We start from the raw sequence: 15,639 nt of genomic DNA on the forward strand, positions 1-15,639 counted from the left end.
CGTTTTGGCGCAGGATCGTGGCCACCGCCGGCCCACCGGGTTTCGTGACCGTACTGTGATGAAAACCTGGTGGTTTGGGGCCATCTCGAGGCCTGAATGTCGGTGGTCCAAGCGACCATCACCACATGGAATTCATCACCTCACTCGAGCAGCAGTTGGCGGCCGTCCGCCAGCTGGTCGGTGAGGTGCCCGAGGCTTCGTCGCTTCCCGAGATCGTGCGGGCTCTGTCTGACGCTGACGTCGTCGCGGTGCTCGAGGCGACGTCAGCGCTTTCGCGCTCGGTCGAGCGGTTGCAGATCGCCGCGTCCGGCGTGGTCGCGTGGCGCTCGACGCGCGAGAGCGGACATGCGGGTATAGCGCAGGCGTTGGGGCACCGCAACCCGGTGTCGCTGGTGCAGCAGATCACGGGGGCCAGCCGGGTTCAGGCGATGCGCGAGGTCCGGGTGGGACAGTCGTTGCTCGAGAGCGCGGCAGGGGTGGGGCCAGCTGGCGCCGCTGCCGACATCCCCCGGCACGAGACTCCGGTCACCCCCTGGCACGCGCCTATCGATCGGGCGCTGCTCGCCGGCTCGATCACGTCCGACCATCACGACGCCATTCATTCGGGTCTCGGCCAGCCGCCCGTGCCGACGGAGGCCGATGTGGCGGCGATCGCTGCCGCTGCCGAGCTTGATTCCCTCGCAGCACGGTGCCAGGCGGCCACTGCAATGTCCGAGACCTGGAGCCTCGCCGCGGAGCACCTCATCGCTGAGGCCGGCGTGCGTACGCTCGAAGAGCTCCGCAAGGCTGCACGCGCGGTGCGCGACGAGCTTGACCCGGTCGGTGCGGAACGCCGCTTCACTGACCGGTACGAGGCGCGGTCGTTTCGCATCTGGATCGACGCACAGGGCGCCCACCACGGCGCGTTTACCTTCGATGACGAATCGGCAGCCTGGGTGAAGAGTCTGATTGATGCCGCGCTGCGGCCCCGCCGCGGCGGGCCCCGCTTCGTCGACCCGGAAGAAAAGGCCCGGGCCGACGAGCTACGAGAGGATCCGCGCTCGAACGAGCAACTCACGCACGACCTCATGATCGATGTGCTCCGCAGCGGCACCCTCGCGACTGTCTCCGAGGTGTTCGGCGCTCGGCAGGCCGGCGTGCGGGTCGTCACGGTGACTGCGAACACCCGCTCGAGCGGTTTCGGCGGCTCAGACAACCGAGGCAACTCGGGGAACACGGGCAACTCAGACAGCTCAGAGGACTCAGCCGGCTCAGAGGGTGCAGGTGTGTCGGACCGCGCTCGTTTCGAGCATGCATTCCTCGAGCTCGATGGCGCTCCGGTCCCCCTCGGGGTCGCCGACCGAGCGGTCTGCAATACCGGCACTGTTTCGGTCACGGTTGACCCGCTGGGCAACCCGCTCGACGTGGGCCGCGAACAGCGACTCTTCACCACCAAACAACGCATCGCACTGTCGATCCGCGACGGCGGCTGCCGTTGGTCCGGCTGCGACAGCCCCGCAACGCACTGCGAGGCACACCACATCGATGAGTGGGCCGCCGATCAGGGCCGCACCGATATTGACCGCGGCATTCTGCTGTGTCGGTTCCACCATATGCAGCTCCACCACAACGGCTGGAGGATCACGCGAGACAGGACAGGAACGTTCCTGCTGCATCCGCCGCCCGGGCACCGCACCAGTAATGCGGTTGAACTCCCCATCCGCGTGATCCGTTTGTACGCCTGGGGCACACTCCCGCAGCCCTCGGTAAGGTTCCGGCCAGGTGAAAGTGCGCCGCCGCAACAGGTGCGATCAGAGAATCGGGACCGCTGGGCTCACACGAATCGGGAATCCGTCAGAGCGTGAGGCGCCGCAGAGCCTGAAATCAATGCCGCCGATTCCCGCCGACTCCCGGGCTGTCGGTGTTCCTGAGAGCCCGGGCCCAAGTGTGCCGTTCAAACGGCATCCCCAGGATGCCGCGGCGGCGGCGGCCGAGCGCGAGCGCGCCAGCCAGCAGACCCGCGAGCAGCAGCCCCATTGCACCGAAGAGCGCCGGGCCCATCTCTGATCCGGTCAGCGCGATAATCTCGGCCGGGTTGCCCACCGGGCCAGTCATCGAAATGGCCGTGATCTTGCCCGCCGCGTCGAGCGTTCCGTCCGCGATCCCGATGCGCCGCGTGCTTACTGGCCTGGTCCGTTGAACGCGATCATAAATGCGAGCACCGCGAGCACCAGAGCGAGCGGCGTCATTACCCATCGCTCTCGCGTAGACCTCGAGATCGCGTTCATCAGCACTCCGAGGGCGAGATAGCCGAACACGACCCACATCCCGATCGTGGCAATCGCCTCGGGAAGGACGTCAATGATGTCCGCGCGATCGAGCACAATGATGGCAATGGTGGCGTAGATCACGAGCGACGCGGCGGAGGCCACGCGATACTTCAGTGGCAACGTTCCAGGGTGTTGCCCACCCCAAGCGAAGCTGCCCCACGGAGCGCCGCAGGCGAGCGCAACCTGGAAGAGCGCGAGAACTGCGAGCAACGCGACGAATGCAATAGCGATCACGAGCGAAATCCTAGCCGCCGGGCGGGGTTTCTCCCGGGCCACCCGCGGGCGGGGTTCCTCCACCGCTCGGGGCACCAGGCGGAGGCGTGCCGCCTGCACCGCCTCCACCCGATGGCGCCGCGCCCGCAGTCGGCTCCGTGCGGGTATCGACACGCACGGTGAGCGCCACCCGATACCCGTTCGTCGGGTCGCCCGTCACGGTCGCGAGCTGCAGCTCACCGCCATCGTCGCTGAAGACGTTGTCGTTCGCGAGGCTCACTTGTGAGAGGTTCGCGGTTGAGCCCTCGTACCCGGGCAGCGCGAAGACCTTCTTGCTGACATCCTCAGGCAGGGCGACCTGAGACGTCGCGATCGCGTTCGTCGAGTCGGTGATCGATGCGACGTTCGGGTACACCTCGAAGTGGATGTGCGGCCAGCGGCCGGTGTAGCAGGCGGGGAAGATCGAGGTGTACGACACCTTCCCTTCAGCGTCTGCGACCTGCACCCCGCGAAGATAGGTCACGTCTTCGAGGCCGGAAGAGTACATCGAGTACCCTCCAGCGCTGTCGCAGTGCCAGACATACACGGCCACATCCGTGAAGGGCGCGTCGTTGTTCGCCATGTCGAGAATGGTGAGCGTGAGCGCCATGGGTACGCCCGTCGCAGTCGTTCCCCCGTCAATGCTCGAGCGAATGTCGCTGCGCACGATGCCCGACTGGTTCAACACGTCGACCCCGTTCGAGCCGTCACCCGGGTAGGGGCCGGCCGTCTCATCGGGAATCTCGCCCGCCGCGGTGGTCGCCGTGGCCGAACCGCTGCCCGGGGCGATGGTCGAGCACGCGGCGAGCGCGAGCGTGCCGACGCCGACGCCGAGCAGGCCGAGCACTCCCCGCCGGCTCATCAGCGTGCGCACATCGAACAGGACGCCTTGGTCGACGACCTCCTCATCCGCACGGTCGAGCAGTCGACCCTCGTAGGCGGGCCCCTCGGGGGTGTGATCGGGTTCGGGAATGCGGCTCATGATCGTGCTCCAAACAGTGGGGAGAGTGGTCGTGATCCTGAGCCTCCCCTGTCCGCCTATGCGGAGCCAAGCAGGAAGCTGAGTGCAAGCCGAACGCAGCATGTCCATTTGAATTGTGCACAACTTAATTGCGTGCAAGAATAATTCCATGCCCGTGACCGATGAAATGGTGTGCTTCTCGCTGTACGCCGCGACCCGCGCGACCACCCAGGCGTACCGCCAACTGCTCGAGCCGTGGAACCTGACGTACCCGCAGTACCTGGTGCTCGCCACCCTGTGGATCGAAGGAGAACAGACCGTCTCGTCGCTGGGCGAGCACCTGCAGCTTGACTCGGGCACGCTCTCTCCCCTGCTTCGCCGCATGGAACAGAGCGAGCTCGTGCGACGCGAACGGCGCTCGACCGACGAGCGCGTCGTGACGGTCGCGGTCGGCTCGCGTGGCCTCGCACTGCGCGCCGAGCTCGCCCACATTCCGGCCCAGATTGCCGCGGGCACCGGGCTCACCGACCGGGCCGCCGCGGCAGCGCTCATCGAGACGCTGCAGCGCCTCACCGAGACGATGCACGCCGTCGGCACGCTCCCCACCAACGACACAATCACCAATACCACTTCGAAGGAGTCACACAAATGACCACGAACACCACCATGCGCGCCCTCGTCCAGCACCAGTTCGGCAACCCCGCCGAGGTCCTGGCCGTCGAAGAGCATCCGCTCCCCCAGCCCGGCCCCGGCCAGGTGCGCGTCCGCACCCTCCTCGCCGCCGTGCACAACCACGACCTGCTGACGGTTCGCGGACTCTACGGTTTCAAGCCCGAGATGCCCGCACAGTCGGGCACCGAGGCCGTCGGCGTTGTCGACGCGCTCGGCGAGGGTGTCACACACCTCGCGGTCGGCCAGCGCGTCGCCAGCGGCGGAACGTTCGGCGCCTGGGCCGAGTACTTCGTCGCTGACGCCGCAGCGCTCATCCCTGTCATGGACGCCATTCCAGACGAGGCTGCCGCCCAGCTCGTGTCGATGCCGTTCAGCGCGATCAGCCTGCTGCACTTCCTCGACCTCAAGGAGGGCGACTGGGTGCTGCAGAACGCCGCCAACGGGGCGGTGAGCCGCATGATTGCCCAGCTGGGCGCTGCCCGCGGAATCAACGTGGTCGGCCTGGTGCGACGTGACGCCGGCGTCGACGAGCTCCGCGCCGAGGGCATCGAGCGCGTGATCTCCACCGAGTCCGCCGACTGGCGCGAGCAGCTCGCCGCGATCACCGGCGGCGCCGAGATCCGCGTCGGTATCGACTCGGTCGGCGGCAAGGCAGCGGGCGACGTCCTGTCGGCCCTCGCCACGAACGGCACCCTCGTCGTCTTCGGCGCGATGGCCTCGCCGACGCTCGAGCTTTCCTCAAGCGACCTCATCTTCAAGCAGGCCACGGTCAAGGGCTTCTGGGGCAGCGTGGTCAGCCGCGAGATGAGCGCTGAACTGAAGGGCCAGCTCTTCGGTGAGCTGATCGGGCGCGTGCTCGACGGCACGCTCACCCTCCCGGTCGCGGGCACCTTCGGCTTCGACGAGATCGGCGCCGCGGCTGCGGCGAGCGCCCAGCCCGGCCGCGTCGGCAAGGTGCTGCTGCGCCCGTAACTTTCACCCGGCAGGATCCTGCCCGACCACAGTGCGCCCGTCCGGGCAGCTCACTTCGAGCCACCCGGGCGGGCGCACTTGTATCCTGGCGGAAAGACGAAGGGGCACCATGGCAACCGACGGTTGGTCCGATGACGAGTTCCGCCAGAAGTGGCAGGAGCAGGCAGACCAGATTGGCCGCTTCAACCTGGCCATCTTCGGCAAGACCGGGGTGGGCAAGTCGACCCTCATCAACGCGGTCTTTGGTGAGGACGTCGCCCCCACCGGCATCGGCGAGCCGGTCACGATGGACAACCATCTCTACCTGCACCGCGCCGGCTTTCTCGGCCTGCTCGATACCCGCGGGCTCGAGATTGGCAAGGACACGGATGCGCTGATTCGCGAGCTCGGCGACTACGTCAAAAGCATGCGCAAGCAACCCCTGCAGGATCAGGTCCACGCGGCCTGGTACTGCGTGCGCGCGACCGACCGCCGCTTTGAAGACACCGAGGCGGACTTCATCCGCCGGTTGCACGACCTCGGCCTGCCCGTCGTCGTCGTCCTGACACAGGTGCCATCCCGCGGCGCCGAGTACCACCGCGACGCGGTCGCGCTCGCCGAGCATATCGCCGGCTTGGGCCTGCCGATCTTCGGCGGCGGGCCGATCCTGGTGATGGCCGCCGAAGACCAGTTCACCGGCCAGGTCGAGCACGGGCTGAAGGATCTCGTTGATGCCACCTTTCGCGTTGCTCCAGCAGGTGTCGAAGCAGCATTCATCGCGGCGCAAAAAGTCGACCTCGACCGCAAACACAAGCAAGCCAAAGACGTCGTCAAAGTGGCTGCCGGGATGGCGCTAGCCGTCGGCGCGGTGCCGATTCCGATGGCCGACGCCGGCGTGCTCGTCCCCATCCAGCTCGGCATGATGGCGAAGATCGCCGCGATCTATGGCGTCAAGATGGAGACCGCGACGATCGCCGCGACTGTCGCGACGACTGCGGCCACGGCCGCGGGCCGCAGCGCCGCGGTCAGCCTCATCAAGCTCATTCCGGGCGCCGGGTGGGTCGTTGGCGGCACCATTTCGGCGGCCGTCGCCAGCACGTTCACCTTCGCCGTCGGCTACGCCTGGGCAACGGTGTGCGGCGAACTCACCCAGGGGCGACTCAAAGGCGCCGACGGGGCGCTCGACACCGAGCTGGTGCGCAAGCTCTTCACCGAGCAGTTCGCGGCGTGGTTCAAGAAGGATGGGTTGAAGAAGCCGTGACGAGGGGGCGCTGAGGTCCCTGCCCTCCTGTGCGACACCCTGGTCAGTGAGTGACGATCGCCTTCGCCAGAATGATGATCAGGCCGAACGAGGCCGTGGCAAGCGCCCCCAATAGCCGCACGTGCAGCGCCGCCCCACGCCGGCGATACGCCAGGTAACCGAGGCACGCCAACACTCCGACGCAGATCCAGAGCGCGAGCCAGTTCGCCGATCGATCCGGCATCACCCCGAACGCCCCGAGCAGGAGCGCGCCCGCGGGAAACACGGCGGCGAACAGCATGCCGCGCGCGTCGCGTACGGACTCACGGATGACCGTTCTCAGCGGCATCGGCTCGCCGTTGGTCCCGGTGCGGCCGTAGTCGGCGACCACTCCTGAGTACACGTGGGCCAGCCAGAAGACCCCCAAGGTCACCGCGACGAAAAGCAGCACCCGGCCCGAAGGCGCTTGCGCGCTGCTCGCGGTGGCGATCAGGCCCGAGACCAGGATCAGTCCGTACACGCCCTCCCCCGATGAGAGGTGCTTGGCGAACTTGGCCGCTGCGGGCGAGGGGGCAGACATGGGAACAAGTTTAGGACCCGGGAAAGCCACATGCGGGCGCAAAAGATCTGACCAATCCACTGGCGAAACGGATAGCGTGGATCACGTGACCACTGCACCCCAGGCCTCCCCTCGCCCTTCACGCGCTCAGCGCCCCGTCGTCCAGCTCACGGTGATCTCCTCCGAGCGCCTGACACCTTCGCTCGTGCGCGTGCGGTTCGGCGGCCCGGGCTTCGCCGAGTTTCAGGATCGGCACGAGTCCGACAAGTACGTGAAGTTGCAGTTCACGACCCCGCCGCCCGAGTCGCACCCCGTTACGCGCACGTACACGGTGCGCCGGGTCGATGCCGCGTCCCAGACGCTTGACATCGACTTCGTCGTGCATGGTGACGAGGGGCTCGCTGCGCCGTGGGCGTCGGGCGTCGAGCCCGGCGCGGTAATCTCGCTCTCTGGCCCGGGCGGGGGCTACATGCCGAACGAGGACGCCGCCTGGTACCTGTTCGCGGGCGATTTGTCGGCGGTGCCGGCGATCGCCGCGGGCTTGGAGGCCCTGCCGGCAGACGCAGTCGGCACCGTCTTCATCGAGACCGACGCGGAGGATGCGATTCTCGACCTGGAGGCCCCCGCGGGCGTCGAGGTCCGCTGGGTCGTGGACTCGGCGCACGGCACGGACTTCCTCGCCGACGCCGTCCGCGCCCTGCCCTGGCGCGACGGCCACGTGGACGTCTTCGCACACGGCGAGCGCGAGTCGATGAAGGCGCTACGCCGCGTGTTCTTCGACGAGCGCGGCCTCGATCGCGCCCAGGTCTCCCTCTCGGGGTACTGGGCCAGAGGCCGCACCGAGGACCGCTTCCAGGCAGAGAAGCGCGAGCCGATCGGGCAGGTCATCCCGCAGGCCTAGTGCTCGACGCTCGCACCGGCCAGGCCCGCGGAGCCCGAAGCACGCCAGTTTTCCCGAACAGATATCCGACGAAGGAGCCCGACATGTCCGAAGGCCTGAGCGACCTCCTGGCCCGCCACGTCGAGGCGGGCACCATGCCGGGCGCCGTCGCCACGTTCGGGGCGACGTTTGAACCGGTCGCCGTCGGGCTGACCGCGCCTGGCGGCGAGCCCATGCCGGCCGACGCGATCTTCCGCATCCAATCGATGACGAAGGCCGTCACCTCCGTGGCGGCACTGCGCCTGATGCAGGACGGCGTAATCGCGCTCGACGACCCCGTCGCTTCCTGGCTGCCCGAACTGGCCGACCGCCGCGTGCTCGTGCACCCCGACGGCCCACTCAGCAAGACTCGGCCAGCACGAGGCCCGATCACCGTGCGGCACCTGCTGACCAACCAGTCCGGCTATGGAATCATGACGACCGATTCTCCGCTCAAGCAGGCGATGATCGATGCCGGGGTGGAAGCCGACGCCGGTCCCGTGGGTCTCGGCGCCCAGGACTGGCTCGACGCCTTGGCAACGCTGCCGCTCACCTTCGAGCCGGGCGAAGCCTGGCGCTACCACCACTCGTTCGGCCTCCTGGGCATTCTGCTGGGACGCGTGCGCGACCGTAGCGCGCTCGAGATACTCAATGAGACCGTGTTCTCGCCTGCGGGGATGACCGATACCCGGTTCTCGGTGCCGCTCGACCAGGCGCATCGCCTGCTCCCCGGCTTCCGGCATTGGGCAGACGGCCTCGAACAAACCGAGCCAGCAGGATCGGGTTTCTACGTTGAGCCGGCGCCGTTCGACGTCAGCCATGCCGAGCTCGTCTCAACCGTTGCCGACTATCACTCGTTCCTGCACGCGCTGCTCGACGGCGAGCTCATCGACGCTGCCCTGCTGAACGAACTCCGCAGCGACCAAGTCTCGCGCGACGCGAAGGCGGAGGACAGTTTCTTCCCCGGGTTCTGGGAAGAAACCGGCTGGGGGTATGGCGTCTCCGTCGCGACCACCGGCCCACATCGCGGCCGGTTCGGTTGGTCCGGCGGGCTCGGCACCGACTTCTTCGTCGACCCCGACGGCACCATTTGCATCGTCCTCACCCAGGTCGAGATGGGCGAGCGGATCATGGGGCTGCTTCGCGAACTCCAGGAGCTACGCGGCGCCTAGTGGTCCGCCGGCCGCCGAGTCTCGATGAGATGCCGGTCCGGTCGGCGAGCGCGCCACGGACCAGTAGCAGCGCTACTCCGCGGAGGTCAAGTCCTGCCAGACGTTCCGAACCGCGTGAGGGAGAACGATCGCTTGCGCACCAATTCCCGTGGTCCCGCCATCATGCTTCCGCCCAGGTTTCATCGAAGGTAGTGATCTCATCGGTCATGTCCTCAAGAAACCGAATGATGATTTCTCGTTCCGATTCAGTCAGGCGGGCCGCAGCATGAAATCGCTTTGCATGTTGTCGGCCCACCGAGTTCATGGCGGCCTCGTGCGTTTCAGGAGTGATCGAGATGGCGAGGGCACGGCGGTCTGTCGGGTGCGACGCTCTGGCAATGTGCCCAGCCCGTTCAAGGCGATCGAGCAGCTTGGTGGTTGATGCACTGGAAATCTTGAGATGCGCGGCGATCCGCCCCGGAGTCGCAATGTCGCCACTATTGTTCGAGACAATGAGGTAGTGCAATGCCCGCATGTCCGTCTGGTTGAGCTTCATGTACTTCTTGGACAGCACCGAGAGTTCCTGCTCGGCCTCTCGCAACCGGGCGAACGCACCCATCAGGGCACTGATCCCTCGCACCTGAGCGGGGTCCAACGCCGATCGATCGACCAGCGCGCCTCGCGGGTCACTGGAATCGATATCGAACATCTTCGACGAAACCGAATCGTGGTTTTCATCGACGTGTTCCATGAAAAGAATTGTAGCTTCGGATAACATAAGCACCCAGTACTAAATCTTGAGAAGTTATTTTCATGCCAGGCTAGGCAAATTCTGGAAGCGTGAAGCGAGCGATGATGTTCGATGAAGAGCGTGTGGTTCTCTTAGGTGAAACCGGCCTGCCAATAGGCACCGCGTTGAAATCTGGCGTGCACACCGCCGACACTCCCTTGCATCTGGCATTTTCTTGTTATCTCTTCAACGAGCTCGGCGAAGTTCTCGTGACTCGCAGGGCGCTCACCAAGCGAACCTGGCCGGGGGTCTGGACCAATAGTTTCTGTGGCCACCCCAGCCCTGATGAATCGCCAGAGATCGCTATCGTGCGTCGGGCGCAGGAAGAGCTTGGCGCCGAAATCTTTGGGATCGAACTTGTCCTTCCGAACTTTCGGTACCGCGCGACTGACGCAAGCGGCGTCGTCGAGAACGAGATCTGCCCGGTGTATGTTGCCCGGCTCGGCTCCTCTCTGACCCCCCACCCGGACGAGATTGCTGAGTGGGCATGGGTGTCTCCACTTCACCTTGCAGAGTCGCTTGAGCGCACACCCTTCACGTTCAGTCCCTGGATGGTGCGGCAACTCCCCGAACTCTTCCTGCACGAGAACGCCTTCCCCGGGGAACGCCGATGACGGCGTCGACAGTCGTCCTCCACGATCGAAGCGACGTCAGGCGCGCGATCGAGCGCGAACTGAGTGAGATATTTCAGGCTCGCGCGAGCGCTGCCGCGCCATACGGAAACAGTTTTGTTCGACTCTGGACGCTCGCCGGACACAGCGTTCTCGGGGGCAAGCTCGTGCGCCCCCTGCTGCTCGTAGAAACGCACGAAGCTCTCCATCACCGAGATCCCGAGCGTCCCGGGCCTGCTGCACTCCCCGCCCCCACAGCTCAATACCCTCAGGATCGCGCGTGGCCGAACCAGGAGTCCGTCATCAGCATCGCCGCAGCGATCGAGTTGCTGCACTACTCATTCTTGCTGCACGATGATGTGATCGATGGGGACTTGACTCGACGCGGACGGCCCAACCTCATCGGGGCGCTCCTTGCCGAGTCCGGCACGGGTACGAGCGACCCTGTCGACGCAGAAAATATGTCTGTCGCGGGGCTGCACTGGGCACGCACCGGTGGCATCCTCATGGGGGATCTGCTTCTGGCAAGCACGCATCAGATCTTCGCCCGAGCGTGCGTCCCACAGGCGACACGTTTGAGATTGCTTGACCTCCTCGAATACACCATCACCGAGTCGGTGGTGGGCGAACAGCTCGATGTGGGTTTGGGCGGGGGCATCATTGAACCGGATCTCGGGACAGTGCTCACCATGTCCACGTATAAGACGGCAACGTACACATTCGAATTGCCCCTCCGGGCAGCGGCGATACTCGCGGACACCAGCCCTCAAGTCGAGAGCACCCTCTCATCAGCAGGTAGACACTTGGGGCTCGCATTTCAGCTCCAGGATGATCTGTTGTCGACGTTCGGGGACCCGCTGCGACACGGCAAAGACCCGTTCTCCGATCTGAGGGAGGGTAAGCAAACCGCGTTGATTGCCTACGCGAGAATGACGAGCGAATGGCCGAGCATCGAACCGATGTTCGGGAGTGCTTCCCTCAGCAAGGAGGACGCGCTGCGTATCAAGGACCTGCTTCGGCAATGCGGCGCGGAACAGTTTGTGCAGGGCCTCGTCGACGAGCAACTCAGGTCTTTCTATGAGCTGCTGAGCAACCGCGCCTCAGCGATCCCCGCTGAGGTTCGGCGCGTATTGGTCGACCTCGCACGCCAGTTGGAGGGCAGACAGGCATGAATGACAGCGTCTCGTTGGCCCTGTTCACGCGCACCGCTGAGCGTGCAGCAAATCAGGTGATCGAGTCCTATTCCACCTCGTTCGGGCTCGCGTGCCGCCTCTTGGGAGCACCGCATCGCCAGCACATTCGAAACATTTACGCGCTCGTTCGCGTCGCCGACGAGCTCGTTGACGGGATGACGGTCGAGGCTGGACTGACTGCGGCGGAACAGTCTGAGACGCTCGAGAGCTTCATCGAGCGCACCCATCTCGCGTTGCGGCAGGGGTGCAGCAGCGACCTCATCATTCATGCGTTCGCGCGAACTGCACGTCAGTGCGGCATCACCACCGAACTCACCACGCCCTTCTTTGACTCGATGCGCACTGACTTGATCAGACAAGACAGTTCGTCACCCGGTCTCGCCCGTTTTGACGCATCGGCACACGCCGACTACATATACGGCTCGGCCGAGGTGGTGGGGCTGATGTGCCTCCGCGTCTTTCTGCGCGACCAGCACGTCAGCGAGCCTGAACGCCGTGCGCTTGAACATGGTGCCCGCCAGCTGGGTGCCGCTTTCCAGAACATCAACTTCCTCCGCGACCTCTCCGACGACACCGATCGCCTGGGGCGGAGCTACCTGGGTGTCAACGATCGTCTCAGCGACGAAGACCGGAGTTCTTGGGTGCAGACCATCCGAGAACAGCTGGCAGACGCGCGCGCGAGTATTCCCCTGTTGCCGCCTGACGCCCGAGCGGCAGTGCGCAGCGCACTTGAGCTGTTCACCGCGCTCACCGATCGAATTGAAGCCGTGCAAATCGAAGACCTGTATCGCCGACGTGTCCGAGTACCCAATCCGGTGAAAGCCGGGCTCGCCGCCCGGGCCCTGTTCACGAGTTGGCGGGAGCCGCGACGATGACCCGCACTGTGGTGATCGGTGGCGGTATCGCCGGCCTCGCGACTGCCGGGCTGCTCGCTCGGGAAGGCCACGAGGTCGTCGTACTTGAACGACTCGAGCGCTTTGGCGGGCGCGTCGGCACTGTCGAACGAAACGGGTTCCGCTTTGACACGGGGCCGTCGTGGTACCTCATGCCGGGTGTCTTCGACCGTTTCTTCTCGCTCATGGGAACGAGCACCAGCGAGCAGCTCGATCTTCACGATCTCGACCCTGCCTATCGGGTGTTTCAAGAACCTGGCCCGGACGGAGGCGCGCCCCTCCCCGTCACTATTCCTCGTGGCCGGGAACGTGTGATTGCCGCCTTCGAGTCGCTCGAAAGCGGAAGTGGGCACACGCTCACTACCTATCTCGATTCCGCGCGCACCACCACTGCGATGGCCGAGCGGTTCTTCCTCTACAACCCGTTCACTCGGCTACGTTCCCTGCTGAACCGTCAAGTTCTCGGCTCGCTCCCCAAGCTTGCACAGTTGCTCCTCACTCCACTTGATACCTATGTGGCGCGACGATTCCAGAACCCGGTGTTGCGCCAGATCCTGGGCTATCCTGCAGTCTTTCTGGGGACCGCGCCCTCCGCTGCGCCCGCGATGTATCACCTGATGAGCACCCTCGACCTCGACGAGGGCGTTCAGTACCCGATGGGCGGATTCTCCGAGCTGGTGGAGCGAATCGAGGCACTCGCGCGCGATGCCGGCGCGACACTGATCAGCAGTGCTGAGGTCACCGCCATCACTACCGATCGGGACGGCGAATCCCGCTCCAGTCGCCGTCCGTCAGTGACAGGAGTCCGCTGGCGTGACGCACATGGCGAGGTCCATTTCACCGCAGCCGACCTGGTTGTGTCGGGGGCTGATTTGCATCACACCGAGACAACTCTGCTGGAAACAGCAAATCAGAGTTACCCCGAACAGTGGTGGACGAAGCGAACGAGCGGGCCGGGGGCAGTGATCGTCCTCCTCGGCGTCCGCGGCGAGCTTCCTGAGCTCCCGCACCACTCTCTGTTCTTCACCCAGGACTGGCAGCACAACTTCGACGCCATCTTTGGGGGCCATCCGTCAATTCCGGATCCTGCCTCAATCTATGTGTGCAAGCCCAGTGCCACCGACCCCAGCGTCGCTCCGCCCGGACACGAGAACCTGTTCGTCCTCGTTCCGATCCCCGCCGATCCGGACATCGGCGCGGGAGGCGCAGACGGTGACGGCGACCCCCGGATCGAGCAGGCAGCAGATGCGGCCATCGACCAGATCGCACAGTGGTCAGGTGTCACCGACCTTCAGGATCGAATCGTGTTGCGACACACTCTCGGGCCCGCTGACTTTGCGCGCGACTACCATTCGTGGCAGGGCGGCATGCTGGGGCCCGCGCATATCTTGCGACAGAGCGCGATGTTCCGCCCGCAGAACGCATCACCGCGGGTGGAGGGCTTGTACTACGCAGGCGGCACCACCTCTCCCGGTGTCGGAGTACCGATGTGCCTGATTAGCGCAGAATTGGTGCTGAAGCATGTGCGCGGCGATCACAGCGCCGGGCCGACTCACGCGGGACCGGAGGCCAAACGATAATGGGATACATCTATCTCCTATCCCTCCTCGGGGGGATCGCCTGCATGCTCCTGCTCGACTTTCGCTACCGCCTGTTCTTCTGGCACGACGCCCGGTCGGCAACAATTGTGACGCTCGTGGGTCTCGTGGTGATGCTCGCATGGGACCTCGCGGGAATCGGTTTGGGGATCTTTCTTCGCGGCGAGGGAGAGATCGCGACCGGGCTGCTCATCGCGCCAGAGCTTCCCATTGAAGAACCCTTCTTCCTCCTCTTCCTCGTGCTCTGCACCATGATTATCTACACCGGACTTCGACGGATTCATGAGCGCCGAGCAGAGAGGCACGCGTCGTGACCTATCTCTGGCTCGCGCTGCTCTTCGTCGTCGCGGCAGGGATCTCGGGAATACTGCTCGTTCGTGTCCGTGGGACGCGGGAGTCAACTCGCACGCACTGGGCCATCGCAGGGGTGACGTTTCTTGTGCTGGCGGTCCTCACCGCGGTGTTCGACTCGGTAATGATTGGCATGGAGCTGTTCGACTTCGGCTCAGCGCACATCCTGGGAGTGCGCATCGGGCTCGCGCCTATTGAAGATTTTTCTTACCCGCTGGTCTGTGTGCTCTTGCTTCCCGCCCTGTGGCTCGCGCTCACGCGGGTGCGTGAAGCTCGGGGGCGTGAAGCGCGCGTTCCCACCCAGCGCCAAGGGCTGATATCCCAGGCCCTGCTGGCCTCGAGACCGGTGAGTTGGATCAACACGGCGTTCCCGTTCGCGGCGGCCTATCTCCTCACCACGCGTGAGATCGACTGGGTGCTCATCGTCGGCACGGTCTACTTCCTTATCCCATACAACCTCGCGATGTATGGCATCAATGATGTGTTTGACTACGCATCGGATCTGCAGAACCCGCGCAAGGGAGGTCTCGAAGGCGCGCTCCTCGCACCTCGGCTGCATCGTCCCTTGCTCTGGCTCGTTGCAGCGACGAATCTGCCGTTCCTGATTGTGTTGGCCGCCGCCGGCGGACCAGTCGTCTGGGTCAGTCTCGCCTTCAGCACCTTCACGGTGATCGCCTATTCTGCGCCAGGGCTCCGCTTCAAGGAACGCCCCATCATTGATTCGATCACCTCGAGCACCCACTTCGTCAACCCCGCCATCGTCGGGCTGGCCCTTGCCGGCGTGGAGGTCACGCCGGGGCTCGTGATCGTCCTAGCGGCGTTCTTCCTGTGGGGTATGGCCGCGCACGCCTTCGGTGCGGTGCAAGATATCGTTCCGGATCGGGACGCCGGCATCGCGTCCATCGCCACGGTCTTCGGGGCACGGCGCACCGTCCGGCTGTCCGTTGCCCTCTGGTCCGTGGCGGGGCTCGCGATGCTCGCGACTGCCTGGCCGGGCCCCCTCGTATCGCTGGTGGCCATCCCGTACCTCCTGAACAGCCTGCCGTGGTGGAACGTCACGGAGAGCACCGCTGCGGACACCAATCGTTCCTGGCGGCGCTTCATTTGGTTGAACTACGGTTCCGGGTTCTTGGTGACCCTCGCGCTGATCCTGCTGTGGATGCAAGGGCCCTAACGACCGGCCGGTCCT

17 protein-coding genes are annotated in these 15,639 nt (G+C 65.2%); 12 read left to right on the top strand and 5 right to left on the bottom strand.

What is annotated here, in order from left to right; genetic code table 11:
- The first annotated feature begins 125 nt into the window (after positions 1-125).
- A complete protein-coding gene (locus tag JW030_RS09925) occupies positions 126-1,844 on the top strand; it encodes an HNH endonuclease signature motif containing protein (protein ID WP_188044372.1) in 1,719 nt (572 codons plus the stop codon).
- A 19-nt stretch (positions 1,845-1,863) separates the two neighbouring features.
- Here the strand turns inward: JW030_RS09925 and JW030_RS09930 are convergent, their stop codons facing one another.
- The 3 genes from JW030_RS09930 to JW030_RS09940 all read right to left on the bottom strand — a co-directional run bounded on the left by JW030_RS09930 (position 1,864) and on the right by JW030_RS09940 (position 3,543).
- Complete coding sequence (locus JW030_RS09930; protein ID WP_188044373.1) at positions 1,864-2,094, bottom strand: hypothetical protein; 231 nt, start codon at positions 2,092-2,094, stop codon at positions 1,864-1,866.
- 65 nt (positions 2,095-2,159) lie between these two features.
- A complete protein-coding gene (locus tag JW030_RS09935; protein WP_241095411.1) occupies positions 2,160-2,543 on the bottom strand; it encodes a hypothetical protein in 384 nt (127 codons plus the stop codon).
- Between the two features lie 10 nt (positions 2,544-2,553).
- A complete protein-coding gene (locus tag JW030_RS09940) occupies positions 2,554-3,543 on the bottom strand; it encodes an intradiol ring-cleavage dioxygenase (RefSeq protein WP_188044374.1) in 990 nt (329 codons plus the stop codon).
- A 148-nt stretch (positions 3,544-3,691) separates the two neighbouring features.
- Here JW030_RS09940 and JW030_RS09945 point away from each other — a divergent pair, with 148 nt between their 5' ends.
- The 3 genes from JW030_RS09945 to JW030_RS09955 all read left to right on the top strand — a co-directional run bounded on the left by JW030_RS09945 (position 3,692) and on the right by JW030_RS09955 (position 6,406).
- Positions 3,692-4,174, top strand: a complete 483-nt coding sequence (locus tag JW030_RS09945) for a MarR family winged helix-turn-helix transcriptional regulator (protein ID WP_188044375.1) — start codon at positions 3,692-3,694, stop codon at positions 4,172-4,174.
- Between the two features lie 14 nt (positions 4,175-4,188).
- Entirely contained in the window at positions 4,189-5,166 is a 978-nt protein-coding gene (locus JW030_RS09950; protein WP_188044426.1) for a zinc-binding dehydrogenase, read from the top strand.
- Between the two features lie 109 nt (positions 5,167-5,275).
- Complete coding sequence (locus JW030_RS09955) at positions 5,276-6,406, top strand: GTPase family protein (protein WP_188044376.1); 1,131 nt, start codon at positions 5,276-5,278, stop codon at positions 6,404-6,406.
- A gap of 43 nt (positions 6,407-6,449) precedes the next feature.
- Here JW030_RS09955 and JW030_RS09960 read toward each other — a convergent pair whose 3' ends face one another.
- Positions 6,450-6,965 carry a hypothetical protein gene (locus JW030_RS09960; RefSeq protein ID WP_188044377.1) on the bottom strand — a complete coding sequence of 172 codons (516 nt, stop codon included), beginning with the start codon at positions 6,963-6,965 and terminating at the stop codon, positions 6,450-6,452.
- 85 nt (positions 6,966-7,050) lie between these two features.
- Here JW030_RS09960 and JW030_RS09965 point away from each other — a divergent pair, with 85 nt between their 5' ends.
- Together JW030_RS09965 and JW030_RS09970 are read left to right on the top strand one after the other, a co-directional pair.
- Positions 7,051-7,845 (top strand): siderophore-interacting protein, encoded by a 795-nt coding sequence (locus JW030_RS09965; protein WP_241095412.1) that lies wholly within the window; start codon positions 7,051-7,053, stop codon positions 7,843-7,845.
- Between the two features lie 83 nt (positions 7,846-7,928).
- A complete protein-coding gene (locus JW030_RS09970; RefSeq protein ID WP_188044379.1) occupies positions 7,929-9,035 on the top strand; it encodes a serine hydrolase in 1,107 nt (368 codons plus the stop codon).
- A gap of 160 nt (positions 9,036-9,195) precedes the next feature.
- Here the strand turns inward: JW030_RS09970 and JW030_RS09975 are convergent, their stop codons facing one another.
- Positions 9,196-9,765, bottom strand: coding sequence for a MarR family winged helix-turn-helix transcriptional regulator (locus JW030_RS09975; protein WP_188044380.1), 570 nt, complete (start codon positions 9,763-9,765; stop codon positions 9,196-9,198).
- Positions 9,766-9,869: 104 nt separating this feature from the next.
- Here JW030_RS09975 and idi point away from each other — a divergent pair, with 104 nt between their 5' ends.
- From idi to JW030_RS10005, 6 genes are read left to right on the top strand one after another with little or no spacing between them, the layout of a single operon-like run.
- The gene (gene idi, locus JW030_RS09980) at positions 9,870-10,418 is read left to right on the top strand and encodes an isopentenyl-diphosphate Delta-isomerase (RefSeq protein WP_188044427.1); all 549 of its coding nucleotides are present in this window, start codon (positions 9,870-9,872) and stop codon (positions 10,416-10,418) included.
- Positions 10,415-11,587: a polyprenyl synthetase family protein gene (locus JW030_RS09985; protein ID WP_188044381.1), complete on the top strand. Its 1,173-nt coding sequence runs from the start codon at positions 10,415-10,417 to the stop codon at positions 11,585-11,587. The genes idi and JW030_RS09985 overlap by 4 nt, the downstream gene beginning before the upstream one ends.
- On the top strand, positions 11,584-12,483 hold the full coding sequence (locus JW030_RS09990) for a squalene/phytoene synthase family protein (protein ID WP_188044382.1): 900 nt from the start codon (positions 11,584-11,586) through the stop codon (positions 12,481-12,483). Before JW030_RS09985 ends, JW030_RS09990 begins: the two co-directional genes overlap by 4 nt.
- Positions 12,480-14,081: a phytoene desaturase family protein gene (crtI, locus tag JW030_RS09995; RefSeq protein WP_188044383.1), complete on the top strand. Its 1,602-nt coding sequence runs from the start codon at positions 12,480-12,482 to the stop codon at positions 14,079-14,081. Before JW030_RS09990 ends, crtI begins: the two co-directional genes overlap by 4 nt.
- On the top strand, positions 14,081-14,413 hold the full coding sequence (locus tag JW030_RS10000; RefSeq protein WP_188044384.1) for a lycopene cyclase domain-containing protein: 333 nt from the start codon (positions 14,081-14,083) through the stop codon (positions 14,411-14,413). Before crtI ends, JW030_RS10000 begins: the two co-directional genes overlap by 1 nt.
- A complete protein-coding gene (locus JW030_RS10005) occupies positions 14,410-15,624 on the top strand; it encodes a prenyltransferase (protein WP_188044385.1) in 1,215 nt (404 codons plus the stop codon). Before JW030_RS10000 ends, JW030_RS10005 begins: the two co-directional genes overlap by 4 nt.
- Positions 15,625-15,639: the final 15 nt, after the last annotated feature.

It is taken from the genome of Leucobacter sp. CX169, from assembly GCF_017161405.1.
Classification (GTDB): domain Bacteria; phylum Actinomycetota; class Actinomycetes; order Actinomycetales; family Microbacteriaceae; genus Cx-87.